This window comes from Martinezella miluonensis (genome assembly GCF_900094545.1).
GTDB classification, from domain to species: domain Bacteria; phylum Pseudomonadota; class Alphaproteobacteria; order Rhizobiales; family Rhizobiaceae; genus Rhizobium; species Rhizobium miluonense.
In genome coordinates this window covers 1-25,128 of record NZ_FMAH01000032.1, presented here as the reverse complement: position 1 = coordinate 25,128, position 25,128 = coordinate 1, and the positions used below count along the sequence as shown (strand labels likewise).

The 25,128-nt window shown below is 60.8% G+C and carries 22 protein-coding genes; 10 read left to right on the top strand and 12 right to left on the bottom strand.

Annotated features, from left to right (window positions below; all coding sequences use genetic code 11):
* Genes GA0061102_RS22440 through GA0061102_RS22425 form a run of 4 tightly spaced genes read right to left on the bottom strand, consistent with a single transcriptional unit; the run spans window position 1 to window position 6,854 of the window.
* Complete coding sequence (locus tag GA0061102_RS22440) at window positions 1-2,073, bottom strand: hypothetical protein (RefSeq protein WP_092853371.1); 2,073 nt, start codon at window positions 2,071-2,073, stop codon at window positions 1-3.
* A 1-nt stretch (window position 2,074) separates the two neighbouring features.
* Window positions 2,075-4,897: a DUF4159 domain-containing protein gene (locus GA0061102_RS22435; RefSeq protein WP_092853369.1), complete on the bottom strand. Its 2,823-nt coding sequence runs from the start codon at window positions 4,895-4,897 to the stop codon at window positions 2,075-2,077.
* Window positions 4,894-5,814, bottom strand: a complete 921-nt coding sequence (locus tag GA0061102_RS22430; protein WP_092853367.1) for a DUF58 domain-containing protein — start codon at window positions 5,812-5,814, stop codon at window positions 4,894-4,896. Before GA0061102_RS22430 ends, GA0061102_RS22435 begins: the two co-directional genes overlap by 4 nt.
* Before the next feature lie 26 nt (window positions 5,815-5,840).
* The gene (locus GA0061102_RS22425) at window positions 5,841-6,854 is read right to left on the bottom strand and encodes an AAA family ATPase (protein ID WP_092853365.1); all 1,014 of its coding nucleotides are present in this window, start codon (window positions 6,852-6,854) and stop codon (window positions 5,841-5,843) included.
* A gap of 168 nt (window positions 6,855-7,022) precedes the next feature.
* Between GA0061102_RS22425 and GA0061102_RS22420 the strand changes: the two genes are divergently transcribed.
* The 3 genes from GA0061102_RS22420 to GA0061102_RS22410 are packed head-to-tail and all read left to right on the top strand — an operon-like array spanning window position 7,023 to window position 9,531.
* A complete protein-coding gene (locus GA0061102_RS22420) occupies window positions 7,023-7,646 on the top strand; it encodes a DUF1285 domain-containing protein (RefSeq protein ID WP_092853363.1) in 624 nt (207 codons plus the stop codon).
* Window positions 7,643-8,278 carry an NUDIX hydrolase gene (locus GA0061102_RS22415; RefSeq protein WP_092853361.1) on the top strand — a complete coding sequence of 212 codons (636 nt, stop codon included), beginning with the start codon at window positions 7,643-7,645 and terminating at the stop codon, window positions 8,276-8,278. The genes GA0061102_RS22420 and GA0061102_RS22415 overlap by 4 nt, the downstream gene beginning before the upstream one ends.
* Complete coding sequence (locus tag GA0061102_RS22410) at window positions 8,275-9,531, top strand: CCA tRNA nucleotidyltransferase (protein ID WP_092853359.1); 1,257 nt, start codon at window positions 8,275-8,277, stop codon at window positions 9,529-9,531. The genes GA0061102_RS22415 and GA0061102_RS22410 overlap by 4 nt, the downstream gene beginning before the upstream one ends.
* Window positions 9,532-9,545: 14 nt before the next feature.
* Here GA0061102_RS22410 and GA0061102_RS22405 read toward each other — a convergent pair whose 3' ends face one another.
* The 3 genes from GA0061102_RS22405 to hemF form a co-directional block, all read right to left on the bottom strand.
* Complete coding sequence (locus tag GA0061102_RS22405; protein ID WP_092853357.1) at window positions 9,546-9,731, bottom strand: DUF1059 domain-containing protein; 186 nt, start codon at window positions 9,729-9,731, stop codon at window positions 9,546-9,548.
* Between the two features lie 132 nt (window positions 9,732-9,863).
* A complete protein-coding gene (locus tag GA0061102_RS22400) occupies window positions 9,864-10,145 on the bottom strand; it encodes a hypothetical protein (RefSeq protein WP_092853355.1) in 282 nt (93 codons plus the stop codon).
* Between the two features lie 92 nt (window positions 10,146-10,237).
* Window positions 10,238-11,149 carry an oxygen-dependent coproporphyrinogen oxidase gene (gene hemF / locus GA0061102_RS22395; RefSeq protein WP_092853353.1) on the bottom strand — a complete coding sequence of 304 codons (912 nt, stop codon included), beginning with the start codon at window positions 11,147-11,149 and terminating at the stop codon, window positions 10,238-10,240.
* 174 nt (window positions 11,150-11,323) lie between these two features.
* On the opposite strand from hemF, the gene GA0061102_RS22390 reads away from it, so the two are divergent.
* Window positions 11,324-11,581 carry a hypothetical protein gene (locus GA0061102_RS22390; protein ID WP_004116539.1) on the top strand — a complete coding sequence of 86 codons (258 nt, stop codon included), beginning with the start codon at window positions 11,324-11,326 and terminating at the stop codon, window positions 11,579-11,581.
* Window positions 11,582-11,630: 49 nt separating this feature from the next.
* Here the strand turns inward: GA0061102_RS22390 and GA0061102_RS22385 are convergent, their stop codons facing one another.
* From GA0061102_RS22385 to GA0061102_RS22375, 3 genes are all read right to left on the bottom strand, one after another.
* Window positions 11,631-13,274: a Na/Pi cotransporter family protein gene (locus GA0061102_RS22385; RefSeq protein ID WP_092853351.1), complete on the bottom strand. Its 1,644-nt coding sequence runs from the start codon at window positions 13,272-13,274 to the stop codon at window positions 11,631-11,633.
* A 205-nt stretch (window positions 13,275-13,479) separates the two neighbouring features.
* A complete protein-coding gene (locus tag GA0061102_RS22380; protein ID WP_092853349.1) occupies window positions 13,480-14,631 on the bottom strand; it encodes a hypothetical protein in 1,152 nt (383 codons plus the stop codon).
* 77 nt (window positions 14,632-14,708) lie between these two features.
* Window positions 14,709-15,206 (bottom strand): tRNA (cytidine(34)-2'-O)-methyltransferase, encoded by a 498-nt coding sequence (locus tag GA0061102_RS22375; protein WP_092853464.1) that lies wholly within the window; start codon window positions 15,204-15,206, stop codon window positions 14,709-14,711.
* A gap of 394 nt (window positions 15,207-15,600) precedes the next feature.
* On the opposite strand from GA0061102_RS22375, the gene GA0061102_RS22370 reads away from it, so the two are divergent.
* Window positions 15,601-17,454 carry an ABC transporter ATP-binding protein gene (locus GA0061102_RS22370; RefSeq protein WP_092853347.1) on the top strand — a complete coding sequence of 618 codons (1,854 nt, stop codon included), beginning with the start codon at window positions 15,601-15,603 and terminating at the stop codon, window positions 17,452-17,454.
* Window positions 17,455-17,650: 196 nt separating this feature from the next.
* Here the strand turns inward: GA0061102_RS22370 and GA0061102_RS22365 are convergent, their stop codons facing one another.
* Entirely contained in the window at window positions 17,651-18,262 is a 612-nt protein-coding gene (locus tag GA0061102_RS22365; RefSeq protein ID WP_092853346.1) for a LysE family translocator, read from the bottom strand.
* Between the two features lie 436 nt (window positions 18,263-18,698).
* On the opposite strand from GA0061102_RS22365, the gene GA0061102_RS22360 reads away from it, so the two are divergent.
* Window positions 18,699-20,561: an ABC transporter ATP-binding protein gene (locus GA0061102_RS22360; protein ID WP_092853344.1), complete on the top strand. Its 1,863-nt coding sequence runs from the start codon at window positions 18,699-18,701 to the stop codon at window positions 20,559-20,561.
* Window positions 20,562-20,588: 27 nt separating this feature from the next.
* Here GA0061102_RS22360 and GA0061102_RS22355 read toward each other — a convergent pair whose 3' ends face one another.
* Window positions 20,589-21,536 carry an endonuclease/exonuclease/phosphatase family protein gene (locus tag GA0061102_RS22355; RefSeq protein ID WP_092853342.1) on the bottom strand — a complete coding sequence of 316 codons (948 nt, stop codon included), beginning with the start codon at window positions 21,534-21,536 and terminating at the stop codon, window positions 20,589-20,591.
* A gap of 465 nt (window positions 21,537-22,001) precedes the next feature.
* Between GA0061102_RS22355 and petA the strand changes: the two genes are divergently transcribed.
* The 4 genes from petA to GA0061102_RS22335 all read left to right on the top strand — a co-directional run.
* Window positions 22,002-22,580, top strand: coding sequence for a ubiquinol-cytochrome c reductase iron-sulfur subunit (petA, locus tag GA0061102_RS22350; RefSeq protein WP_092853340.1), 579 nt, complete (start codon window positions 22,002-22,004; stop codon window positions 22,578-22,580).
* Between the two features lie 14 nt (window positions 22,581-22,594).
* Window positions 22,595-23,869 (top strand): cytochrome b, encoded by a 1,275-nt coding sequence (locus GA0061102_RS22345; protein ID WP_037151232.1) that lies wholly within the window; start codon window positions 22,595-22,597, stop codon window positions 23,867-23,869.
* A 22-nt stretch (window positions 23,870-23,891) separates the two neighbouring features.
* Window positions 23,892-24,758, top strand: coding sequence for a cytochrome c1 (locus GA0061102_RS22340; RefSeq protein WP_092853338.1), 867 nt, complete (start codon window positions 23,892-23,894; stop codon window positions 24,756-24,758).
* 101 nt (window positions 24,759-24,859) lie between these two features.
* On the top strand, window positions 24,860-25,128 hold a 269-nt coding region (locus GA0061102_RS22335), incomplete at its 3' end, for a transposase (RefSeq protein ID WP_139115094.1).

The following is a 25,128-nucleotide window of genomic DNA, read 5'->3' as shown; positions in this document are numbered from 1 at the left end:
TCACCGTCCTTCGCGCCACCATGTGGCCGAGAAGGCAAAGAGGAGTACGGCTAGACCGGCAAAGCCGGCGAAGAGGGGCAGACTATTGATCCCCTTCAGCACGGTTTCGTCCGTCATGCGGATGGTCAGGCGCTGGCCGTCTGCGATGCGCACGGCACCGCGAACCGGCAGGACCTGCGGGACCGTGACGCCGCCATTGGCGCCGGCGACGCGAGTGACGAGGCCCTTAGTCTTCTGCGCCAGCGGCTTCAGCGTTTCGGTGGTCGAGATCATCGCCTTGAATTCCGGTGCATCGATGGCGCCGATATGCACCAGCGTCGAAAGATTGCCGTCGGCGATCTGGAAAAGCCCGATCTCGTCCATATGCTTCTGAGCCTGGTGGAGACCAGGCTCTGTCTGCTTCAGAGGCAATGCTTGCGTCTTGCCGGACGGCGATTTGATCGTTGCCGGGCCGGGATCGTCGCCAATGGTCTGGCGCGTCACCTGCAGCGTGCGGCCGGCGGCATTCGCCGTCAGGGCCTCTTCTTCCAGCGCCGGCTCCTTCAACAGCCAATGGGCAATGCGCCGATAGAGCGACACGTGCGGGCCGCCGCCCTCAAAACCGCGTGCCCAAAGCCAGCCTTCGTCCGAAAGCAGCATGGCGACGCGGCCGCGGCCGACGCGGTTCAGCACCAGCAGCGGGCTGTTGTCGGCACCGACCATGACTGTCTGTCCCTGCGGCTTTTCGACATCGACGCTGCGGAACCAGCGGCCCCAATGCGGTGGCTCCGTGTCCGATCCATCGAGACCGCGCGTTACCGGATGCTTGCGGCCCTGCTCCGACAGGCGCGGATAGAAGGGCTTCTCGATCATCTGCCCGGTCGGCTCTGCCGGCAGAACCGAGGCGAGCGGCGTCAGGGCGATCGAATTGCCGGCGGCATGTTCGGGGCCTGCCGCCACGAGCAACGCACCGCCGTTTTCGACATATTGCGCCATGTAATCATAATAGATCGTCGGCAGGACGTTCTGCCGGTCCTGGTAACGGTCGAAAATGATCAGGTCGAAAGAGTTGATCTTGTCGACGAAGAGTTCGCGCGTCGGAAAGGCGATCAGCGACAATTCGTTGATCGGCGTCCCGTCCTGTTTGTCCGGCGGACGCAGAATGGTGAAATGCACGAGATCGACCGACGCGTCCGATTTCAGCAGGTTGCGCCAGGCGCGCTCGCCCGAATGCGGCTCGCCGGAAACGAGCAGGACGCGCATGTTCTGGCGAATGCCTTCGATCAGCTGGACCGTGCGGTTGTTGATGGGCGTAACCTCGCCGGGGACTTCGGCAACGGCGAATTCGAGGACGTTGTTGCCCGCGCGCGGCACCTTGAAGCTGAACGGCGTATCCTGGCCCGGCGTCGCCTGCAGTGTGGCGATTTCGTCGCCATTCATTTTGACGGTTACATCAGCGACACCGCCGGGGCTTTTGCCGTCGTCGACGACATGGAAGACGAGCTGCTGTTCATCATTGACGATGCCGAAGCGAGGTGCGCGCGCGATTTCGATGCGGCGATCGAATTCGTCGGGCTTGCCGGTGATCAGCCCATGAATAGGCGCGTCGAAACCGAGCTGCTGGTTGACGCCTGGAATATCGTGGATCTGGCCGTCGGTGAGGAAGATCGCGCCGCCGATCCGAGCAGGTGGCACGTCCGCGATCGCGGAGGAGAGGGCAGAGAAAAGCCGCGTCGACGGCGAGTCGGATTCAGCGGGGTCGCGCGCCTCGACGATGCGGGGCTCTATGCGCGGGAATTGCGCCAGCCGGTCCTTGAGCATAGCCAAGGCATCGTCGGTCATTTTGGTGCGTTCCGGCGTGTCCTGGCTGAGACTGCGGTCGACGACGACGGGGACGATGGTGGTGAGCTGATCGCGGTCTTCCTGCAGCAGCACCGGATTGGCGAGGGCGGCCAGGAGGGCGATGCCGGCGAGCGCGCGGATCCAGCTGCCGCGCAGGCGCCGATAGATGGCAATGGCCGCGATGACAAGGGTTAGCGCCGCGAGAGCTGATAGCACGGGCCAGGGCAGGAATGGGGCAAAACCGATATTCATCTCACTGCCCCAGCCGCTGCAGGATATCCGGGATATGTACCTGATCGGACTTATAGTTTCCGGTCAGCATGTACATGATGATGTTGACGCCCGTACGGTAGGCATATTCACGCTGCGTCTCGTCCGGCGGCACGGTCGGCAGCAGCGGCGAGCCGTTTTCGTCGATCGCCCAGGCGCCGGCAAAGTCGTTGCCCGTGATCAAGATCGGCGTCACGCCATCGGAGGAGGAGACCGCGTTACCGTCGCGGCGCGTATCCTGCCGCGCTTCGATCCAGAGCGGGCTATCGGCATAGCGGCCGGGAAAACTCGAAAGCAGATAGAAGGACTTGGTCAGCACATGGCCTGACGGCACAGGCTCGAGGGGCGGAATATCGAGATTGGCGAGGATCTGCTGCAGCCGCTGGCCGTTCGGGCTCGGCGTCGATGTGTCGCCCATGGTGTTGATGGCGTCGCGCGTGTCGAAGAGCACGGTGCCGCCGTTGCGCATATAGGCGTCGATGCGGTTGATGGCGTCGTTGGACGGCATCGGCGCCGTCGCTGATATCGGCCAGTAGATCAGCGAATAGAAGGCAAGTTCATCCTTCGCTGGGTCCAGCCCCACCGGCGGGCCTGGCTCCAATGTCGTGCGGTAGGTCAGATAGTCGGAGAGGCCGGCAAGGCCGCGCTCGGAAATACGATCGACGTCGGATTCGCCGGTGACGACATAGGCAAGATGGGTCTTATCCAGCCGCGAAAAGATAGTGTCGTCGCCGGGCTTGGAATCGTCGGCCAAGGCGTTTGCCGGATGCAGGAAGATCGCGACCGCAAGAGCCAGCAACAGCATCGCCGCGCCGCCGCCGGCCGTTTTCGTCGACCTGCCAAGGCGCGGGAAAGCGCCATTCATGAAGAGCACGATCAGGCTATCGGCCAGAAGGATGAGGAAGGCGAGGGTGAAGAGGATCGGCTTGGCGGACCATGCTTCGCCACCGATCAGGCCCTCCCGCGCGATCGCTCCCGCGGCCGATGCATCCAGCGGCTTGAGCGAGGCGCCGGGGGCTAGCACATTGAGCGCGGTAAAGCCTTCTTCGGAGCCGTAAAGGCCGGGCGGGTTGTCGAAGCTGGCGACAGCTGCGCCCTTGTGGTTCGGCTCCAGCGGCCGGGCGCTGCCGATTTCGCTCGTCAGCACGCCCTTGGCCGTCAGAAGCCGGTATGGCGGCAATGCCTCGGTCGCCTTGGCTGCCCCTTCCGTCGAGGTGACGCCGCCGGAGCGCGACAGCTGGACGATACGGCGCAGCATTTCGACGAAATCGCCCGAGATCGGCAGATCCGACCATTGCGGTTCGGCGCTGACGTGGAAGAGAATGACGCGGCCGGCGTGCATCTGCTTTTCGGTAACCAGCGGCGTTCCGTCGGCAAGGCTTGCCCAGGTGCGCTCGGCAAGATCCGGCGTCGGTTCGGCCAGAACCTGCCGCTTGATCAGCACATTGGTCGGCTTCGGCATGCCGGCGAAGGGGCCGAACGATGGGAAATCGGCTAGCGGCTGTGGCTCGGCCCAGGAGAGCGCGCCGCCGAACGTCCGCTCGCCCTGCCGCAGTGTCACGGGGACGAGCGGATCATCGGCGGGCGCTGCGGCAAGGCGCGGTCCGGCGAAGCGGATCAGCGTGCCGCCATTCTCGATCCAGCGCTGCAGCGGCGCATAGCTTTCCTGCGGCAGGCGGCCGACATCGGCCATGATGATCACAGAGGGGTTGCCGGCCAGCAGTTGCGGAATCGATTTTGCCAGATCCGCGCTGTTGGGCTGGATCAGCTCGGCATAGGGGTTAAGGGCGCGTTCAATGTAGTAGAGCGGCGAAAGGATCGGCTGGAATTCGTCGGCCGCCTGACCGGAAAGAAGCGCCACACGGCGGCGGCGGAAGCCATCGTCGAGCAGGTGAACGGTGCCGGCGCTGGCATAGCGGTCGACGTTGATGCGGGCAAAATCGTTGCGCATCTCGAAGGGAGCGGCGATGGAGCCGGTCGCAACCGTCTGACCGCCGGCGAAACTCAGCGAGCCGTTGGCGATCGGTCGGCCCTGATTGTCCTGTGCCGTCAACTGAAGTCGGAGCGGGTTGGCGCCGTTCAGCCGCGTTGCCGTAACCGTCATGTCGTTGGCGTTGTTGGCTGCGCCGGTGATCGCGAGAATGTCGTTGCCGTCGCCTTCGATCAGGCGCAGCTCGCTCGGCTGAAGCGCGGAGAGCCGGCTGACGATGTCGTCCTTGGCTTTGCTCTCGATGCCATCGGAGATGAAAGCGATAGTCCCCGGCTTGCTGCCATTGAGCGCGGCCTTCACGGCGTCGGCGGCACGCTGCCGGTCCGGCACCAGCGGTCTTGGGTTCATCGCATGCAGCTTGTCGCGCGCCGCCGTCGCGGCACCCGGTGTCGCATCATTGCCCTGTTCGGCGGTAAAGGCGATCGAGACCGGGATGCTCTTTGCGTCGGCATCGTCGATCAGTGCGTCTGCTGTTCGGACACGGCGCTCCCAGTCCGACGTGCTCGCCCAGCTATTGTCGATCATCAAGACCAGCGGGCCGCCGCTCGACAGGGTGTTGGTGCGCGGATTGAACATCGGATTGGCGATCGCGAGGATCACCAGCGCTGCAAGCAGCATGCGTAGCAATGTCAGCCACCACGGGCTGCGGGCCGGCGTTTCCTCACGCTTGAGAATGGACGCGAGGATGCGCAGCGGCGGGAAGACTTCCGTTCGCGGCTGCGGCGGCGTCAGGCGCAGAAGCCACCAGATCACAGGAAGCAGGATCAGGGCTGCGAGGATGGCAGGGGAAGCGAATGCGAAGGAAAGGCCGGTCATGGCCGCCCTCCAGGTGCTACCCGCGCAGGCATGCCGGAAAGATACATATGCACGGCGACGAGCGCTTCTGACGCCAGACGATCGGTGCGATGGCTGACGAAGGTCCAGCCGAGATGGCGCAGGGCCTGGCCGAGGTTCTCGCGGCGGGCGAGATAGGCCCGCTGATAGTCGTCCCGCAAGTTTTCCGCACGGCCGGCAATCAGTTTCGAGCCCGTTTCCGGATCGCTGAACTCCGTGCGGCCGCTATACGGAAAGATTTCCTCGGCTGGATCGGCCACTTCAACGACATGGCCGCGCAAGCCACGGCGCGCCAGAGGTCCGATCCGGCTCATGACGCTGTCGGCATCATCGAGAAAATCGCCGATCAGCACGATATCGCTCCAGCCGCGGATCATCTCGGTTTGCGGCAGGCCGCCTTCGAGCAGCGTGTGCATCAGGGCTGCCGCCAGACGCTCGGCGGCGTTTCGGGTCGAGACCGGCTCCATGACGCCGGGGCAGCCGATCCGTTCGCCCGAACGGGACAGGATTTCGGCAAGTGCCAGCATGATGACGAGCGCACGGCCTTCCTTGGAAGCGTGGCCATAGGCCGACTTGTACATCATGGATGGCGAAAGGTCGGCCCAGAGCCAGATCGTGTGAGCGGCTTCCCATTCATGATCGCGGATATAGGTATGATCGTCGCGGGCGGAACGCCGCCAGTCGATGCGCGAAAGGCTTTCGCCCTCGGTATAGGGGCGAAACTGCCAGAAATTCTCGCCGATGCCGCGTTTGCGCCGGCCATGCCAGCCGGCGATGACCGTATTGGCGATGCGCTTGGCTTCGACAAGGCAATCCGGCACGAGAGCGGCGCGGCTGCGAGCTCTGGAGAGCGCATCATTGCCCGAAGTCGGTCTGACGATTTGTCCGATGGATGCCACGCGCTACACTCTCCTCGACATCGGGCTCACGTTCTCGGCTGTTTTACCAGCCCTGAGATGACATCGCGCACGGACATGCCTTCGGCGCGGGCCGCGAAGGTCAGCGCCATGCGATGCTCGAGCACGGGCTCGGCAAGTGCATGCACATCGTCGATCGAAGGCGCAAGCCGGCCTTCGTACAGTGCGCGGGCGCGGGCGCAGAGCATCATGGCCTGGCCGGCGCGCGGGCCTGGACCCCAGGCAACATGCTTGTCGGTCGAGGCGTTGCCTTGGCCCGGGCGGGCAGAGCGCACCAGAGACAGGATCGCATCGACCACGCCGTCGCCGACGGGCATCTGGCGGATCAGCTGCTGAATTTCCAGCAGACGTGCGGCATTGATGACCGCCTGCGGCGTCGCTTCGCTCAAGCCGGTCGTTTCGAGCAGGATGCGGCGCTCGTCGGCCAGCTCGGGATAACCGACATCGACCTGCAGCAGGAAGCGGTCGAGCTGGGCTTCCGGCAGCGGATAGGTGCCTTCCTGTTCGAGCGGGTTCTGCGTTGCAAGAACATGGAAGGGAGCGGGCAGGTCATAACGCTGGCCGGCGATGGTGACGTGATATTCCTGCATGGACTGCAGCAACGCAGACTGCGTGCGCGGCGAGGCGCGGTTGATTTCGTCTGCCATCAGCAACTGTGCGAAGACCGGACCCTTGACGAAACGGAAGGAGCGGCGGCCGGTTTCGTCCTGATCCATGACTTCGGAGCCGAGAATATCGGAGGGCATCAGGTCGGGCGTGAATTGCACGCGGTTGGAGGCAAGGCCCAGGACTGCGCCGAGCGTCGTGACAAGCTTCGTCTTTGCAAGGCCGGGCACGCCGACCAGCAGGGCATGGCCGCCAGCGAGCACGGCCAGGAGCGTATTCTCAACGACGCTTTCCTGACCGAAAATGACCTTCGATACTTCTTCGCGGATGCTGGCGATATCGCTCAGCGCCTTTTCGGCTGAAGCGATGATGGCCTGCTCGTCGAGGCTCGTTTCGGTCGATTTAATCATGCCCATTTGCGTCTCCAATGGCAGAAAAGCGGTGCGCGCGATTCGCAGACCTTACACATTTGCCCCATAATCAATACAACTTATCGCCACGAGCATGGCTGACAAGCACGTTTCGAATGACTATCTCGTGAGAAACTGTCGTATTCGTGACTAACGGCGAACCGGGACGGAAGAATGGCAACCGAGGAAATCAAGGCTACCGGCGATGCAGCGAGTCTCGCAGCCCTCATATCGCGTGCCGCTGGAGACAGCGGCGATCGCAAGAAGGGCTTGCCGCCGGTCGATCGCTGGAATCCCCCGTTTTGCGGCGATATCGATATGGAGATCAAGGCTGACGGGACCTGGTTCTATCTGGGTACGCCGATCGGGCGTGCCCCGCTGGTGCGGCTGTTCTCCACTGTCCTGCGCAAGGACGCCGACGGGAAGACCTATCTCGTCACGCCTGTGGAAAAGGTCGGCATTCGCGTCGCCGATTCGCCGTTCGTCGCCGTCGAGATGAGCGTGACGGAGCGTGACGGCAGACGCGTGCTGACTTTCCGCACCAATGTCGGCGATGTCGTCGAGGCGGGCAGGGAACATCCGCTCCGTTTCGTCATCCGCGGCGAGAACGACGAGCTGAAGCCCTACCTGCACGTCCGCGGACGCCTGGAGGCGCTGGTGACGCGCGCGGTCATGTATGATCTCATCGAACTCGGCGAGCCCGTCGAGATAGCAGGGCGAGAGGTGTTCTGTGTGCGCTCCGGCGGCTCGATCTTTCCCGTCATGACGGTTGCCGAACTGGACGCGCTGACACGATGAGCGAATTCCCTCTTTATTCCGCGGATGAGTTCCGGCGCCGTGCTCTCAGGCAGAGCGGTGGCGCGGTCGAGTTCGCCTGGCGCGATCATGGCGATCATCGCCTCAATCCCGAGACCATATCCCAAGTCGAAGGGCTGAAGCTGAAGGATGCCGCCGTGCTCGTGCCGGTCGTCGACAGCGGCGACGACGCCAAGGTGATCTTCACGCTCAGGACCTCGACTTTGCGCAAGCATTCCGGCCAGATCGCATTCCCTGGCGGCGCCATCGATCCGGAGGACGCTTCGCCGGAAATGGCTGCCGTGCGTGAGACAGGTGAGGAGATCGGGCTGGGCGATATCTTCATAGAACCCGTCGCGCGGCTCCCGTATTATCTAGCCGCCACCGGCTTTCGCATCACGCCGATCCTTGCGGTGGTGAAGCCGGGCTTCGATCTGGCCCTCAACCCCACAGAGGTGGAGGATGCCTTCGAGGTGCCGCTCTCCTTCTTGATGGACCCAAGCCACCATGCGACAGACACCATGCTCTGGCAGGGAACCGAACGCCATTTCTATCGCATACCCTATGGGCAGCGCATGATCTGGGGCATTACAGCGGGCATCGTCCGCACGCTTTATGAAAGGCTTTACACATGACGTCCGTTGCCGGTGAAGCCTGGTTCCGGGATAAGGCGCTGCAGCGGGTGCTGGCCTTGCTGAATGCCGATGGCGGCGAGGGCCGTGTGGTCGGTGGTGCCGTGCGCAATAGTCTCATGGGGCTGCCGGTCGCCGATATCGATATCGCAACGACACTGCTGCCGGAGGCTGTCGTCGAAAGAGCAAATGCCGCCGGTATCAAGGCGGTGCCAACAGGCATCGCACATGGAACGGTCACCCTGGTCATCGATGGAAAGCCGTTCGAGATCACGACCCTACGCCGGGATGTGGAGACGGATGGGCGGCGCGCACGCGTTGCCTTCAGCGAGGACTGGCAGGCCGATGCCGAGCGGCGCGATCTGACAATCAACGCGCTTTATGCTTCCGCCGATGGCGAGGTGCTCGATCTGGTGGGTGGACTAGCCGATCTGGAACGACGCAATATCCGCTTTATCGGCGATGCCGCGACGCGGATCGCCGAGGATCATCTGCGCATTTTGCGCTTCTTCCGCTTCTTTGCGCATTACGGCAGCGGCCGCCCGGATGCGGACGGACTACGCGCCTGCGCGGCGGCGCGGGCGAAGATCGCGACATTGTCGGCCGAGCGTGTCTGGTCGGAAATGAAGAAGCTGCTTTCGGCCGGGGATCCGGGCCGGGCGCTGCTCTGGATGCGCCAGGTTGGGGTGCTGACCGAGGTTCTGCCGGAAACGGAAAAATGGGGTATCGACGCCATTCCGGCGTTGATTGCCGCCGAGCAAGCGCTCGGTTGGGCGGCGGATCCTTTGCTGCGGCTTGCCGCTATCGTGCCGCCGGATGCGGCGAGACTTGGCAAACTTGCCGAGCGTCTGCGTCTGTCGAAGGCCGAGGCAGCCTATCTGCAGGCTTGGGCGAATGCGCCCGGTATAAAAGATGAGATATCGGAGGCCGCTTTCGATCGGCTGCTTTACCGCTATGATCCATCCGGCATAGCTGTCCGGCTGAAGCTGGCGCTGGCTGTTGCGCGGGGCAAGGCCGAGGGCGATTTCGAGGAGATGGCGCGCACTGCACGGCTCGGCAAGTTGCTGGAGCGTGCGTCGAAGTGGAAGAGACCGACTTTTCCTCTCAGCGGTTCGGATGCGCTTGCCGCAGGCATCAGTGCAGGTCCGCGCGTCGGCGAACTTCTCGGTAAGCTGGAGCAGGAATGGCTTGAAGGAAACTTTACTGTCGACCGGGCGGGTCTTCTCGCCCGGTTGACGGATCTGGCTAACGCCTGACGACAGAGCGCAGCTCAGGCTGCATTGGCTTCGTCGCGTATGCGTGCCTTGATGTTGTCGATCATATTTTCCCTGACGATTGTTTCGCCATGCGCATCACGCATGTGCTCGACAGCGCGACGAACCACTTCGGCATCGTCCTTGGCGCGCGTGTGCCATGTGCAGCCGGGTACAAGCGTACCACATTCGAACAGTCGCATGTCTTCCTCCTCAATATTCAACAGGATTGCGGCCCTTCATGCCGAAGGACATGAAGGTTAAAACGCTACGAATGGGAAAAGGTTTCTCTGTCCGGCAAGGTTCCAACGCTTGCCGGACCATTCTTTCGGATTTCAGTCCGGCATTGCCCAGGATTTGAAGCAGTCAGACGACTGATATGTCGTAACGGGCGCCTGTCTGGCCGAGCGATCGGCCTCCATGCGAGCGAGATCGCTCGGCGACCTGTTGCCTGCAAGTTGCATTCTCACCTGCTCGATGAAGCAGGAGAGAGGTAAATCGGACCCGCTGCGGACCCTCATGTCCTCGGCTAGCCGGACGATGAATTCCAGACTATCGACAGTGCGCGAAAGCCTCGTTTCCTTCGAAACTTCCACGACCTGAATCTGTACTGCCATTACAACCTCCTCCGATTGAAACGAGCATTACCTAATCTATGCACTCACTCCGCCGATTTCAGGGCTTATTCGGTCATTTTATGTTGGATGCCCTACGGCCAGCGTACCACGGGCGGCAGAGACGATAGGATCGATTCCACGTTGCCGCCTGTTTTCAGCCCGAATATTGTACCCCGATCATACAACAAATTGAACTCCACATAACGCCCGCGACGGATTAATTGTTCGTCGCGGTCCTCTTCCGTCCATGCTTCGTTGAAATTTGAGCGGACGATGCGCGGATAAACCATGGAAAAGGCGCGGCCGACGTCGCGGGTGAAGGCAAAATCGGCGTTCCAGCCGCCGGCTTCCTCCGGCGAATGCAGCCAGTCGAAGAAGATGCCGCCGATGCCGCGCGGCTCGTTACGATGCTTCAGAAAGAAATACTCGTCGCACCAGTTCTTATAGTGCTGGTAGTCGGCGACGGCATGCCGCTCGCAGACGATCTGCATGGCGCGATGGAAGAGGACGCTGTCGGGGTCTTCCTGGGTGCGGCGACGGTCGAGCACCGGCGTCAGGTCTGCGCCGCCGCCGAACCATTGGCTCGTCGTGACCACCATGCGGGTATTCATATGCACAGCCGGCACGTTCGGATTGACGGGATGGGCGATCAGCGACAGGCCCGAAGCCCAGAAACGTGGGTCTTCCTCGGCGCCAGGTATCTGGCTGCGGAAATCCGGAGAGAACTCGCCATAGACGGTGGAAGTGTGGACGCCGACCTTTTCGAAGACGCGGCCTTCCATCATCGACATGCGGCCGCCGCCGCCCTGACCGCTTTCCCTCTGCCAGTCCTTGGCGACGAAGCGTCCCGGCTCCTGATCGGAGAGAGGGCCGGCAAGCTCGTCCTCCAGCTTCTCGAACTCGGCGCAGATCGCATCGCGCAGGCTCTCGAACCAGGTTCTCGCGGCCTCTTTCTTTGCTTCAATATCCTCAGGCAGTCCTTTGGGAAGATTGGGTCGTTCCATTCATGCTCTCCGACGGCGCGAGCAGCCGGCGGCCCGCGATTCGCACCGTATGTATCGTGATTTTGAATAACAGCAACACTACGGCACAACCAGTGCAGCGGCGTTGCAGGAGAATCGACTCGCAAAATTTCCGATGCGGTATTATGTTCCCCCTCTCAAAGGCGAGGTTTCATCATGAAGATACCCGGACCGCCGCCCCTTGATGGGTTGAGAAGCAGAATATTCCGCTATCGGCAGGAACATCCGGCCGGCGGAAAGAGCGATTTCGTTCGAGAGACTTTTTGTCTCAGTCGCCCCGAAGCGCGTGCCAAGGCGCGTGAATGGTTCGATGAGTTCCCGAAAGCCGCCTACTGGACCGAAGTCGAAAGCTGGCGCCAGATTGAGGGCGACCGCATCGAGTTCACCATGCGGCGTTTGCCGTCGGCGGATTGAAACGGACGAAATGAGCGGTTGCAGCGGCAGGCGATCAGCCTGAAGTAGGCTACTGCGTCTTCCTCAAACGGCTTTCGATCAGCAGCCCGCTCTCGTCCAGGATCGGATGCGCCACCGAAACGATGTGGGCATTGATGCGTTTCAGATCGCGCAGCATGTCGAGATGCAGCGAGCTGGTCTGCAGGCTATCGACGCGGCCGTCGCGCAATCTTTCGAGATGACGCTCGGAGGACTGCTTTTCCAGCCGGCGCACGTCCACCTTCACCTCCATCAGCTGCTTGGCCAGATTGAAGTCGCGGGTCACGAGGATCGTCTGGGCGATACGGAGATTATCGACTGTCAGGCTGAAGAGGCTTCTCAGCTCGCGATATCCGTCCTCCGAGAAAGTCAGGCCCTTGTCGATTTTCTTCCCCACCTGTTCGGCCAGGCCCTTTTCGATGATGTCGCCTATATGTTCGAGATTGATGGCATAATCGATGATGACGATCGAGCGGCGGCCGTTCTCGTCGTCCAGCCCGTCACGTCCCAGCTTCGACAGGTAGATTTTCACCTCCTGCTGGATGCGGTCGACGCGCTTTTCCAGAACCGGGATTTCCTTCAAGGGCGACAGGTCGTTGTTGTTGAAGGCATTTTCGGTGCGGATCAGCATGCGCTCGATGAGGTCGCCAACCGCGAGAACCTCTCGGGTGGCGCTGGCAAGCGCCACGACGGGCGTTTGCAGGGCCTGCTGGTCGAGAAACTTCGGGCCATCGTCGGTCTGCGGATCGTTGGGCACGACCCGGAGCATGGTCCTCGAGAGCAGGCGCGAGAAGGGCCATGCGCAGATGGCGAGGGCGATATTGAAAAGCAGATGCACGTCTACGGGCAGTTTGGCCGGCGAGAAATGGAGGCCCTGCATCCAATCCCCGATATAGCCTGCGAGCGGCAGCACGATGAGGCAACCGATTGCGCGCACGATCAGGTTTCCCAAGGTGACGCGCCGAACGGTTGCCGGGCCAGACAGCGTCGCCATGACGGGTGGAACCGCGCCGCCGAGATTGGCGCCGAGCACGAGAACGACGGTCAATGCCGGAGACAAAATACCGGTCGATGCAAGTGAGAGTATCAGCACGACCACCGCAAGGCTCGACGAAGACACGAAGGCCAGCACCGCCGAGAAGATGAGCGCCACCGGCAGCGCGCCGTCCAGCAGCCCGATGAAGGCGCCAAGCGCTGCCGATTGCCGCATCGGCGCGGTCGCAAGACTGAGCAGCTGCAGAGAAAGCAGCATGAGCCCGATGCCGATAAGCGCGGTTCCCGCGCCCTGCTGAGAGGTCGAGGTGCGGCGATATAAGATGATGCCGATCAGGATGATGAGGGGAGACAGCCATTCGATGCCGGTCGCGACAATCCATGCGGTGACCGCAGTGCCGACATTGGCGCCCAGCAGCACGATCTGCGCCATGCTCGGCAGGACGAGGTCGCGCTCGACGAAGGAAGCGATCATGAGCGCCGTTGCCGTGGAGCTCTGCAATGCGATTGTCGCGACGAAGCCGGATGCGAACGATCGCGTGCCGCTGCGGGTTCCTCTGGCAAGACCTGTTCTGAGGCGGGCGCCGAAAGCGCGTGACACACCGTCTTTTACCTGCGCAAGGCCGAACAGCAGGAGGCCGATGGCGCCGAACAGATTAATCATGACGATGGTGGATTCCATTTTCTGCTAAATCTTTCTCATGCCGCTATGTCGTCAATGATTCCGAAAGTGATGATAACCTACTGAAAAGTCGTAAATTTCAGTCTGCGGTCGCGCTGCTTTAAACATGGAAAATTCACTTGCCGGCTAAGCATTATACGCTTGTTGCAACGGTAGTCCACCGTTGCTTGCGACATATTGGATCAACAATTGCGCATAAGCCCGATCAATGAGTCTTGGGCGGCTGCAGCTCGTCGGGTGAGCCCGGTTCGATCGGCGGTGCGTTGGGCAATATGCCGGCAGCGAAGGCATGTTTGACGTTTTCGATCGTTGCCGATCGTCGCTTGGAGCCAATCGGCGAGGTAGCAACAGCGACTGTTTCCGCCGCCGTCGACAATTCATCCTGGGATGCGGCATCGTATTCCCCGGTCTTTGCTTCCGCTTTCGCCGGCGACGTCGCCAAGATGTCCCTGAGCGTGGCTGTCACGGGCAAATGCCCGTTCAAGTCGGTATTCGTGTGATGCCAGGCATGGGGGATGCGGCGGTCGGCGTCGATGAACGGGCGGGAATTGATCTCGCCGAACCAGTCCCACGCACCCATGACATCGACGACATCGGTGAAGGCCGGCGGCATGGCGATGCGCGCGCCGATCGTCACGATCTTCATCTCAGGGGCGAGCTTCGCGATCCGCGCCTCATCTTGCTTGTGCAGGTCGTGCAGGGCAGCGGAGAGGACCAGATTGCCCTTGGAGTGGCCGGTCAACAGCCGGAATGACAGGCGGGAGTCCGCAAGAAGCGCCCGCACGGTTCGGGTATCGAGGCTGGTGCGGGCGGCCGATTCGTCGCCATGCGCTCCAACCTTGGGCCGGCCGGCGATATCGTCGAATATCTCCAGAAACGGACGCAGGCCGCGCAGATGGCCAAAGAGAAAATGTCCGCCGAAAGCCTCGGTAATGACATCGGCGATGCCATAGCCTGAAACGACGGCGGCAACCGGCCCCTGTATTGCATCGGCCACGTTGCGGGCGAAGGCCGCCGCGCCCAATGCGGAGCCACCGATGCCTGCGACGGTGAGGGCCTGCACCTTATCGCCGCCTCTCAGGACAAATTCGTCCACCGTCTCGCAAAGGGTTATCGCTGCACCGCCACTTGGCGGGACAATCATGATTGCGCCTTCGGCTGCCAGCGAGTCGCTGAGGTAGAAGGCTTCCTCCGGCGTGATCACCTTGATGTCGTAGAACAGCGCGTCGAGCGCGAGGTTCCGCTGACGAAGGCCTTCGAGAGCGAGATTGCGGGCCGGTGAGCGCTGAAGCCGCTCGGGGAGGCTCAAGGTGCGCGCGAACTGCGTGAGGGAGAGCGTGAATGCCGTCTGGAACATGGGTCACCTCGCCAAGGTTGCCTGAGTTAGAGCATTCCAGAGGCAAGCTTCTCACACTTTATTGGACGTGCCAACGCCTATTCGGGTGCGACATTCAAGCCCAGTGTTGACGTCGGCGACCATTGCGTCTGCCGCAGCGCTTCACCCGATATCATGGCCGCGGACATGGCGACGTTGATGGAGCGCTGGCCCTCCACCATGGGGATCAGAATGCGGCTGTCGGCCTTGTCATGCACATGTTCCGGCACGCCGGCGCTTTCGCGGCCGAAGAGGAGGATATCGTCGCCGCGGAAAGCGAAATCAGTGTAGGGTTGTGCTGCTTTGGTCGAGGCAAGCACCAACCTGCGGCCGCTTTCCTGGCGCCATGTCTCGAAACGATCCCAGTTCACATGTCGCGTCAGAGTGACGGCGGAGAGGTAGTCCATGCCGGCACGCTTGAGGTTGCGGTCCGATATGTCGAAACCCGCGGGCTCGATGATGTCGACGCCGAGGCCGAGGCAAGCGGCCAGCCGCAGGATCGTGCCGGTGTTGCCGGGAATGTCGGGCTGGTAAAGGGCGATGCGGAGCGTGGTCATGCGCTGCAACTAGCGAAATCACCCCGATTTGTCTCTGATTTTCGTCGATTCCTCGATTTTTGTGATGCTTTCCATCAGCAGAATTGAAGAATTTAGCCCATTTTTCAGGCATATTTCGCTTTTCAAAAGGGAAAAGTCGCGCTAAAAGACAGGCGCTCTACAACTTACGAATGAAGGAGGCTCGTGATGGATATCTTGTTTGTGATGATGCGCCTCCGGTCCGTGCATTTTCGGACCTGCTGAGCGCCGTAAGGCGCGCATTCGCAAGCATTCCCCTTTTCTGAGTCATTACGCGGCCGGTATGGCCTCGTTGTTTTATCGCCCGACCACCATATGAGTCTGCGGCCTTTAGGCGCAGCGGGTGGTCATAGGGTCGAGTCTTTGGAGCATTTCAATGTTTGGCTGGTTCGAACGCCGACTAAATCCATTTCCGAGCGAGGTGCCGGATACACCTCCGCACGGCCTCTTCGCTTTCTGCTGGCATTATTCCAAGCCGGCTGCGCCGTGGCTGATCGCCATGAGCATCCTCACCATGTCGATCGCGATCGGCGAGGTGGCGCTGTTCCAATTCCTCGGCGATATCGTCGACTGGCTGACGAAGGCGGACAAGGCGACCTTCCTGCAGACAGAATGGCATAGGCTTTTCTGGATGGGCGCGATGGTGCTGGTCGGCCTGCCGCTTGCGGCAATCCTCGACAGCTTCATTATGCACCAGGTGCTGCTCGGCAATTATCCGATGATCGCGCGCTGGCAGATGCATCGCTTCCTGCTGCGTCACAGCATGACCTTTTTCGCCAACGAGTTTGCGGGCCGCGTCGCCACCAAGGTGATGCAGACCTCGCTTGCCGTGCGCGAAACGGTCATGAAGATCCTCGACGTGTTTGTGTACGTCTTCACCTATTTCCTCTCGATGATCCTCGTCATCGCTGCGGCCGATTGGCGGCTGATGATTCCGATCCTGTTCTGGCTCGGCGTCTATGTCGGGATCGTCGCTTATTTCGTGCCCGTGCTGCGCAAGATTGCGTCGCAACAGGCCGATGCGCGCTCGATGATGACGGGTCGCGTGGTCGACAGCTACACCAACATCGCTACGGTGAAGCTGTTCTCGCACGCGGGCCGCGAGGAGACATATGCGAGGGCCGGCATGGAGGAGTTCCTCGATACCGTGCACAAGCAGATGCGCAAGGTGACGCTGTTCCACGCCTCGGTCTATTTCAACAATTGCGCGGCGCTGTTCATCGTCTCGGCGCTTTCGATCTGGTTCTGGCTCAATGGTTCGATCTCCGTCGGCTCCATCGCCATTGCCATCGGCCTTGCCATGCGTGTTAACGGCATGTCGCAATGGGTGATGTGGGAGGTGTCGGCACTCTTCGAAAACATCGGCACCGTCTATGACGGCATGGGGATGATGACGAAGCCGCACGACATTGTGGACAAGCCGGCAGCCTCGGCGATTGTCGCCAAGCAGGGTGCGATCCGGTTCGACCACATTCGCTTCCATTACGGCAAGGCGAAGGGCGTCATGGAGGACCTGTCTCTCGATATCCGTGCGGGCGAAAAGGTTGGCCTGGTTGGCCGTTCCGGCGCCGGCAAGACGACGCTGATGAACCTGCTGCTGCGTTTCTACGATCTGGAGGGCGGCCGCATCACCATCGACGGTCACGATATCGCAGGGGTCACGCAGGACAGCCTTCGTTCGATGATCGGCGTGGTGACGCAGGATACGTCGCTGCTGCACCGCTCGATCCGCGACAACATCGCCTATGGTCGCCCCGACGCGACTGACGAGGAGGTGATCCGGGCGGCGAAGCGCGCCAATGCCTGGGAGTTCATCGAAGGCCTCGTCGACATGTATGGACGCACGGGGCTCGATGCGCAGGTCGGCGAGCGGGGCGTCAAGCTCTCCGGCGGCCAGCGGCAGCGTATCGCGATCGCCCGCGTCTTCCTGAAGGACGCGCCGATCCTGGTGCTCGACGAGGCAACCTCGGCGCTCGATTCCGAAGTGGAAGCGGCGATCCAGGAAAACCTCTTCGCGCTCATGCACGGCAAGACGGTGATCGCGATTGCGCACCGCCTGTCGACGCTGACCGAGATGGACCGCCTCGTGGTCCTCGACAAGGGCCGGATCATCGAGATGGGCACGCATCATGAGCTGGCCCATAATGGCGGCATCTATGCCGAGCTCTGGAGCCGTCAGTCGGGCGGCTTCCTAGCCGATCACGAAGAGGTCGAGACGGCAGCGCAGTGATGGACTGGACAACTGGGGTGCCGAGGTGCCCCAGTTGTTGCTTCGATGGCCCATTCGGCCATACCGTTTTTCGCAGAACAAAAGCCGTCGAGCCGATATTCTCAATGTTTTCATTGGCGCTCAACGAAGAGGCCAAGGTGGCTATTTTCCCGAAATCAAAAGCACAACAAAGGAGCGCGGAAGACGATGACTCGAGCTAACGGCTCGCAAGAGCAAGTTGTACCGCGAGCAATCCGAACGCCGTCGCGAAGCTTCGACGCATCCATGACTGAACAGTCGGATTTGAGACGATATGGCGGCGCAGGTAGGCCGCGAACACACCATATCCCGCGAAGATGATAAAGGTGAGTGCCATGAAGATCAGGCTAAGCTTCAGCATCAGCGTGATCGGGCTTGCCTGATCCGGCGTCACGAATTGAGGCAGGAAGGCGAAGAAGAAGATCGACAATTTTGGATTGAGCAGATTGATCAGGATTGCCGAGCCAATCACTTGCCGCGTGCTCTTGTCGGTCGGCGCACCGTCAACGCGCAAGACACCCCGTTCCAAAAACATCGACCAGGCCATGTACAGCAGATAGGCTACTCCGAGCCATTTGAGCGCTTGAAACGCCACGGCGCTGGTGTGCAAGAGTGCGGCAAGGCCACTGATCGCGGCAAGCAAATGCGGGATGATGCCGAGTGTGCAGCCGAATGCGGCGACCAAACTCGCCTTTGCACCGCCCGATAATCCGGCAGCAAGCGTGTAGATCGCTCCGGTGCCGGGAGACGCCACGATGATGAGGGTCGTTATCAGAAACTCCATGCTCATGCGATTGCCCCCATGGCAGAGCCGCGTATCGGTGACAAGGCTTGAGCCGATGTACTTATTTCGGCCGCTGATCCGCGCGAGACGTTCGAGCAGGCCGCAGGCGAGGCTTTCCCAACGATGAGAGCCGCAATCGCACTACTTCGTGCGGTGGAATACTCGATTGGCCAGTTCGTCGCGGGCAAGGTGCGGATTGACGACGGATGCGGTGGATACATCGCGTCGGCTTGAGGGGAAATAGCGGGCATGAATCTCACTCGATGATGGCTTCAGGCAACATCGAGGCGTCGTGTTCTCCGGTCTTGAATGAAATTGCGGTTCGGTCGCCATCTCGTGCTCGCCAATCCTAACGCCAGACGCGGCATTCTAACGAAAATGTAACCTTTGCCGCCGTCCGCCGTTACTTTGCGGATCTTCAGAAATTTCCTATATCGCTTCCATGTTCATTCGTTCCGTGTACCGTCTGTTCGAGACGTGGATAGATCCCTATTACCGCAGCGGCGATCTCAAGCCGCCGCGGTCGCTTGGCGCCTTCATCTGGTATTACGTCGGTCAGGCGAAGGGGCCGTTCCTGGCGATGGCGGCGCTCGGCGGTGCGGTGGCGATGCTGGAGGCGGCGCTCTTCTGGTTCGTCGGCCATCTGGTCGACATTCTCGACAAGGTGAAGCCGGGCGAGGGATGGAGCGGGTTGCTCGCCGGCCACGGCGCTGCACTTCTCGGCATGGTCTTCGTGGTGCTCGTGGTGCGTTTTGTTGTCGTGAGCCTTGGCGCGCTGGTCGAGGAACAGGTCGTCGTTCCCGGCTTTCTCAATCTCGTGCGCTGGCAGGCCTACCGGCATGTGGCCAGACAATCCGTCGAATTCTTCCAGAATGATTTTTCCGGCCGCGTCGTCACCAAAGTCTGGTCGGCGGGGCAGGCGACGGGCGATCTTGTCGTGTCGCTGCTGCAGGTGGTCTGGTTCATCATCATCTACGCTGCCTCGACCATCGCGCTCGTCGGCGGGCTCGACTGGCGGCTGGCGCTGGTGATTGCGATATGGATCGGCATCTTCTCGCTACTCGCCCGCCATTTCGTGCCGCGCATCCGGCAGCATGCGCGCAATGCGGCGGAGGCATCGTCGATGCTGAACGGCCGCATGGTCGATGCCTATGCCAACATCCAGACGCTGAAGCTCTTCGGACGGGAAGAGCAGAACGATGACTATATCCGCCGTGGGTTCGATCGTTTCCAGGCGGCCGTCATGCCCTTCACCCGGCTATTGACCGGCGTTCGTTCATCCCTTGCTCTGCTGTCCGGCGTGATGATCACCTCCATCGGCGCGCTTGCCGTGCATCTCTGGCTGGCCGGCGAGATCTCGACGGGCGGCGTCGCCTTCACGCTCAGCATGGTGTTGCGCCTGAATATGCTCTTCGGTCGCATGATGGCGCAGTTCAACGCCATCATGCGCAATCTCGGCACGATCCAGAATTCGGCCGAGATGATCTCCGAGCCCATCGGCCTGGTCGATCGGGCTACAGCCAAGGACTTGGCGATCAGCGGCCCGGAAATCCGCTTCGACAATGTGACCTTCCATTATGGGCGAGGCGGTGGCGTCATCGACAATTTCTCGCTTTCGGTGCGTGCGGGAGAGAAAGTCGGCATTGTCGGCCGTTCGGGAGCGGGCAAGACGACGCTCGTCAATCTCCTGCTGCGCTTTTACGACCTCGAAGGCGGCCGCATCCTGATCGATGGACAGGACATTGCCGGCGTGCGGCAGGAATCGCTGCGCGCCTCCATCGGCATGGTGACCCAGGACACGGCGCTTCTCAATCGATCCATTCGCGACAACATCGTTTTCGGGCGTCCGGATGCCAGCGACGAGCAGATGGTGGAGGCCGCCCGACAAGCGGAGGCCGACGAGTTCATCACCGCTCTGGAGGATCAGAAAGGGCGCACGGCTTACGCGGCCCATGTCGGCGAGCGCGGCGTCAAGCTCTCGGGCGGACAGCGTCAGCGTATCGCGATCGCGCGTGTCATGCTCAAGGATGCGCCGATCCTCGTGCTCGACGAGGCGACATCCGCCCTGGATTCGGAGGCCGAGGCTGTGCTGCAGTCCAACCTCGATGGGCTGATGAAAGGCAAAACCGTTCTGGCGATAGCGCATCGGCTCTCGACCATCGCCAAGCTCGATCGGCTGGTCGTCATCGATAAGGGCGAGATCATCGAGGAGGGGACGCATGACGAGCTGATCGCCGACGGCGGCCTTTATTCCGAGCTATGGGCACGTCAGTCCGGTGGTTTCATCGCGGCGGATGCCGATTGATCGAAGCTTGTCCGATAGACGGTGAGATCACGGGTGCCGAGGCACGCTGAACTCCGCCATCAAGCCAAAATGGTTCGAGCCCATCGCGTCCCGGATCTGCTTTACGGATATCAGCCGCAACGGCGCGCGGGCAAAGACGTGATCGATGCTGATGCCATAAGGCCCTGCCGCGACCGGCCAGGTCGCAGGCTCTGGGAAGGCGTGTCGAAGGGCGGTTGCGGCCAGAAAGTCACGCATATCCGGAGCGATGACCGAAGCGTTGAAATCTCCTGCGAGGATCAGCGGCTCCTTCGCGTCGTTGAGGATGGAGGCGAGGAGGCCAAGTTCGATCTGGTGAAACTCGTCGAAGTAGGGCTTGCTCAAATGAATGGAAGCGAAATTGACGGGCTGGCCGTCCATGTCGATGGTGGCCAGAATAAAGCGATTGTCCCAAAGGCTGTCGAGGCTGCGCATGAGCCGAGTCCGGAACGGTCTTTTCGATAGCAGCAGCGAGTCGCAATCGGTGGTCATCTCGCCGCAGCCGATGCGATAGGGGTAGATCTTGGTGATGCGATCCATCGCGGAAAAGACGGGTCCCGCCTCGAAAATTTCAACGACATCGGCTTTCGAGGCGACAATGAGATCGGCGATGCGGGCGCCGTTTTCAAAATTGCTGTCCTCGATGTTGAAGGAGAGCAGTTTGAAATGACCGCCGCTTGCCTCCGCTGAAGCGACGAAGGAAGACGCGGCATGTTCCTGCAGCATGAGGACAGAGTGAACGAGGAGCACGGTTCCGGCCGCCGTCAGCAAGATCGCATACCAGTGGCGCTTGAAGAAGAATGCGGTCAGCGCAAGTATGATCGCAAACAGGCTTATGTGGGTCTGCAGGCTCTCGAAAAAGGCCAGCAACCAGGAATCGGTGACATAGCGTGCCGCAAGGATACCCAGGGCCAGCGTGGCGAGAACGCATAGAACGCAATAGACCGTGTGTCTCATGAGACGTTCTCGAGCTTATTTTTCGATACTTTCAAGACGCGAGGCCTAACTGCATTCGTCCACAAATCGCGCAGGAAATCCATTCGGTTTTAAGAGGTAAAGCCCAGGCCCCGCGATGTGTCGAAAGTGCTAATATTATGGCGATTTCCGCAATGCGGTATTGAAATCACTGCTTATTTTGCTCTGCAATATGAGAGAATACTATACAAATCCTCTGATTTTTCATGCGTTTACCGCCTTATCTTGAAGGCAGGGGAGTTCAGGCCCTGGCCTTGCGGCTTAATAGCGCAGTTTTGCCGCGACATTGTGCCATCTCCCCTTGCCAAGACTGGACATAATTTGCGATCAAGCTTAGAACGCAGCGGGTTACGGAGGAATCTATGGCGGAAATATGGTCGCGTTGATTCGCCGTTAGTGAGGGGGTACCGCGGTTCTGCCGTGGTTTGCGGAAGAGGAAGTGCAGCCTTGAGCGAGCATAGTACGACAACTGAATCCATAGGCGAGCCTACGCGCCGCGATTTCCTTTATTTGACGACAGGTATGGCTGGTGCGGTTGGCGCAGTTTCCGTCGCTTGGCCGTTTATCGACCAGATGCGGCCGGACGCATCGACACTTGCTCTTGCTTCCATCGAAGTCGACGTGTCGAGCCTTGAGCCTGGCATGTCTCTGACGGTGAAGTGGCGCGGCAAGCCCGTCTTCATCCGTAACCGCACGCAAAAGGAAATCGACGATGCCAAGGGCACGCAGCTCTCGGACCTCAAGGATCCGGTCGCTCGCAATGCCAACCTTCCATCCGATGCGCAGGCAACCGATGTTGCCCGTTCGGCCGGCGAGGGCAAGGAAAACTGGCTCGTGATGATCGGCGTCTGCACCCATCTCGGCTGCATACCGCTCGGCCAGGCGGGGGAATACGGCGGGTGGTTCTGTCCCTGCCATGGTTCGGTCTACGATACCGCCGGTCGCATACGCCATGGGCCTGCGCCGCAGAACCTCTTCATACCGCAATATGCGTTCACGTCGGATAAGAAGATCAAGGTCGGTTGAGGGGGAGCTGAATCATGAGTGGTCATTCGTCTTACGAGCCATCGACAGGGCTCGAAAAATGGGTCGACGCGCGGCTTCCGCTGCCGCGTATGGTCTATGACAGTTTCATCGCCTATCCGGTCCCGCGCAATCTGAACTATGCCTATACGTTCGGTGCCATGCTGGCCGTGATGCTGGTCCTGCAGATCCTGACCGGCGTCGTGCTTGCCATGCATTATGCGGCGAATACGGCGATCGCCTTCAATTCGGTCGAAAAGATCGTCCGCGACGTCAACCATGGCTGGCTGCTGCGCTATATGCATGCCAACGGCGCGTCCTTCTTCTTCGTGGCCGTCTATCTCCACATCGCCCGCGGCCTCTACTACGGTTCCTACAAGGCGCCGCGCGAAATCCTCTGGATCCTCGGCGTGATCATCTACCTGCTGATGATGGCAACCGCCTTCATGGGCTACGTTCTGCCCTGGGGCCAGATGTCCTTCTGGGGTGCGACCGTCATCACCGGCTTCTTCTCGGCCTTCCCATGGGTCGGCGACTGGATCCAGACGTTCCTGCTCGGCGGCTTTGCCGTCGATGATCCGACGCTCAACCGTTTCTTCTCGCTGCATTACCTGCTGCCGTTCATGATCGCGGGCGTTGTCATCCTGCACATCTGGGCGCTGCACGTGACCGGCCAGACGAACCCGACCGGCGTCGAGGTCAAGCTGAAGACCGATACCGTGGCCTTCACGCCCTATGCGACGCTGAAGGATGCGCTTGGCGTTTCCATCTTCCTGCTGGTCTTCGCCTATTTCGTCTTCTACCTGCCGAACTTCCTCGGCCATGCCGACAACTACATCCCGGCCAACCCACTGAAGACGCCGGCTCACATCGTTCCGGAATGGTACTTCCTGCCGTTCTACGCGATGCTGCGCTCGATCACTTTCAACATCGGCCCGATCGACTCCAAGCTCGGCGGCGTCTTGACGATGTTCGGCGCGATCATCGTGCTGTTCTTCCTGCCGTGGCTCGATACGTCGAAGGTTCGCTCCGCCGTTTATCGTCCGTGGTACAAGCTGTTCTTCTGGCTGTTCGTCGCCGATGCCGTTCTGCTCGGCTGGCTCGGCTCGCAGCCGGCGGAAGGTATCTACACCACGGCTGCGCAGTTCGCGACGTTGTTCTACTTCCTGTTCTTCCTCGTCATCATGCCGGTGCTCGGCCTGGTCGAGACACCGAGGCGCGTTCCAAACTCCATTACGGAAGCGGTTCTTGAGAAGCAGGGCGGTAAAGTTGCCGCTCCGGCTCAGGCATAACCGGCGATAGAGGAAGAAAACGATGAAGAAACTTATTGTCGGCCTTCTGTCGCTTGCGCTCATCGGCGGTTCGGCCACCGTTGCCGCCATTGCGGCGGAAACGAAGCCTGCCGCAGAAGCCGAGACGCCGCATTATCCGCTGAAGGAGCCCCGCGAGCAGCATTGGACCTTCTCCGGCCCCTTCGGCCACTATGACAAGGCACAGCTTCAGCGCGGCCTCAAGGTCTATACGGAAGTCTGTTCCGCCTGCCACTCGATGAAGCTGGTGGCATACCGTACGCTGGGAGATCTCGGCTATACGGAAGCCCAGGTGAAGGCCTTCGCAGCCAACTACGAAGTGCAGGACGGGCCGAATCCTCAGGGTGAGATGTTCACTCGCAAGGCAGTTCCGTCTGACCATTTCAACTCGCCGTTCCCGAACGACGAGGCAGCAGCTGCTTCCAACAACGGGGCGGTGCCGCCGGATATGTCGCTGCTGGCCAAGGCGCGCGAAATCGAACGCGGCTTCCCGCAGTTCGTCTTCGATATCTTCACCCAGTACCAGGAAGGCGGCCCGGACTATATCTACTCGCTGCTGACCGGTTATGAAGAGCCACCGGTCGGCTTCAAGGTGCCGCAGAATTCGCACTACAACCCGTATTTCGATGCGGCCGCGACTTTTGCGATGCCGAAGCCGCTTTCGGACGGCCAGGTGACCTATGACGACGGCTCGCCGCAGACGGTCGATCAATATGCGCGCGATGTGTCTGCCTTCCTGATGTGGACATCCGAGCCGCATCTGGAAGATCGCAAGCACCTCGGCTTCATGGTCATAGTGTTCCTGCTGATCTTCTCGGTATTGATCTATCTCACCAAGCGCTCCGTCTATGCCAAGGCCGGCGCTCACTGAGTATTGAGAGAACGACACGAAAAGGCGGCCCTTCGCAGCCTGTGTGAGAAGTCCGGCAAATCAATTAAGGTGGCCGCATTGGAAACGATGCGGCCATTTTCATGGGATACATTTCAGGGACTGATCGGGGTCAGACGTCGCTGTTGCCAGCCCGGATCGAGGATTACGTTGCGGCAGATGCTGCGGTGCGGGTGATCGATGCCTTTGTCGATGGGCTTGATGTTGCGCAGCTCGGATTCAGGCGAGCGGTTGAGGCCTCGACAGGTCGTCCCCCCTACGATCCGCGTGATCTGCTGAAGCTCTACATCTACGGCTATTTCAACGAGGTGCGCTCCTCCCGGCGACTGGAGCGTGAATGCCGGCGTAATGT

What these genes read in the sequence shown, in the direction of transcription:
- GA0061102_RS22410 (WP_092853359.1), top strand. Translation starts at nt 8,275, where the DNA reads ATGACGTCCGTTGCCGGTGAAGCCTGGTTCCGGGATAAGGCGCTGCAG.
- GA0061102_RS22385 (WP_092853351.1), bottom strand. Translation starts at nt 13,274, where the DNA reads ATGGAATCCACCATCGTCATGATTAATCTGTTCGGCGCCATCGGCCTC.
- GA0061102_RS22425 (WP_092853365.1), bottom strand. Translation starts at nt 6,854, where the DNA reads ATGGGCATGATTAAATCGACCGAAACGAGCCTCGACGAGCAGGCCATC.
- GA0061102_RS22390 (WP_004116539.1), top strand. Translation starts at nt 11,324, where the DNA reads ATGAAGATACCCGGACCGCCGCCCCTTGATGGGTTGAGAAGCAGAATA.
- GA0061102_RS22365 (WP_092853346.1), bottom strand. Translation starts at nt 18,262, where the DNA reads ATGAGCATGGAGTTTCTGATAACGACCCTCATCATCGTGGCGTCTCCC.
- GA0061102_RS22435 (WP_092853369.1), bottom strand. Translation starts at nt 4,897, where the DNA reads ATGACCGGCCTTTCCTTCGCATTCGCTTCCCCTGCCATCCTCGCAGCC.
- GA0061102_RS22355 (WP_092853342.1), bottom strand. Translation starts at nt 21,536, where the DNA reads ATGAGACACACGGTCTATTGCGTTCTATGCGTTCTCGCCACGCTGGCC.
- hemF (WP_092853353.1), bottom strand. Translation starts at nt 11,149, where the DNA reads ATGGAACGACCCAATCTTCCCAAAGGACTGCCTGAGGATATTGAAGCA.
- GA0061102_RS22340 (WP_092853338.1), top strand. Translation starts at nt 23,892, where the DNA reads ATGAAGAAACTTATTGTCGGCCTTCTGTCGCTTGCGCTCATCGGCGGT.
- GA0061102_RS22370 (WP_092853347.1), top strand. Translation starts at nt 15,601, where the DNA reads ATGTTTGGCTGGTTCGAACGCCGACTAAATCCATTTCCGAGCGAGGTG.
- GA0061102_RS22420 (WP_092853363.1), top strand. Translation starts at nt 7,023, where the DNA reads ATGGCAACCGAGGAAATCAAGGCTACCGGCGATGCAGCGAGTCTCGCA.
- GA0061102_RS22360 (WP_092853344.1), top strand. Translation starts at nt 18,699, where the DNA reads ATGTTCATTCGTTCCGTGTACCGTCTGTTCGAGACGTGGATAGATCCC.
- GA0061102_RS22345 (WP_037151232.1), top strand. Translation starts at nt 22,595, where the DNA reads ATGAGTGGTCATTCGTCTTACGAGCCATCGACAGGGCTCGAAAAATGG.
- GA0061102_RS22415 (WP_092853361.1), top strand. Translation starts at nt 7,643, where the DNA reads ATGAGCGAATTCCCTCTTTATTCCGCGGATGAGTTCCGGCGCCGTGCT.
- GA0061102_RS22380 (WP_092853349.1), bottom strand. Translation starts at nt 14,631, where the DNA reads ATGTTCCAGACGGCATTCACGCTCTCCCTCACGCAGTTCGCGCGCACC.
- GA0061102_RS22405 (WP_092853357.1), bottom strand. Translation starts at nt 9,731, where the DNA reads ATGCGACTGTTCGAATGTGGTACGCTTGTACCCGGCTGCACATGGCAC.
- GA0061102_RS22440 (WP_092853371.1), bottom strand. Translation starts at nt 2,073, where the DNA reads ATGAATATCGGTTTTGCCCCATTCCTGCCCTGGCCCGTGCTATCAGCT.
- GA0061102_RS22400 (WP_092853355.1), bottom strand. Translation starts at nt 10,145, where the DNA reads ATGGCAGTACAGATTCAGGTCGTGGAAGTTTCGAAGGAAACGAGGCTT.
- GA0061102_RS22375 (WP_092853464.1), bottom strand. Translation starts at nt 15,206, where the DNA reads ATGACCACGCTCCGCATCGCCCTTTACCAGCCCGACATTCCCGGCAAC.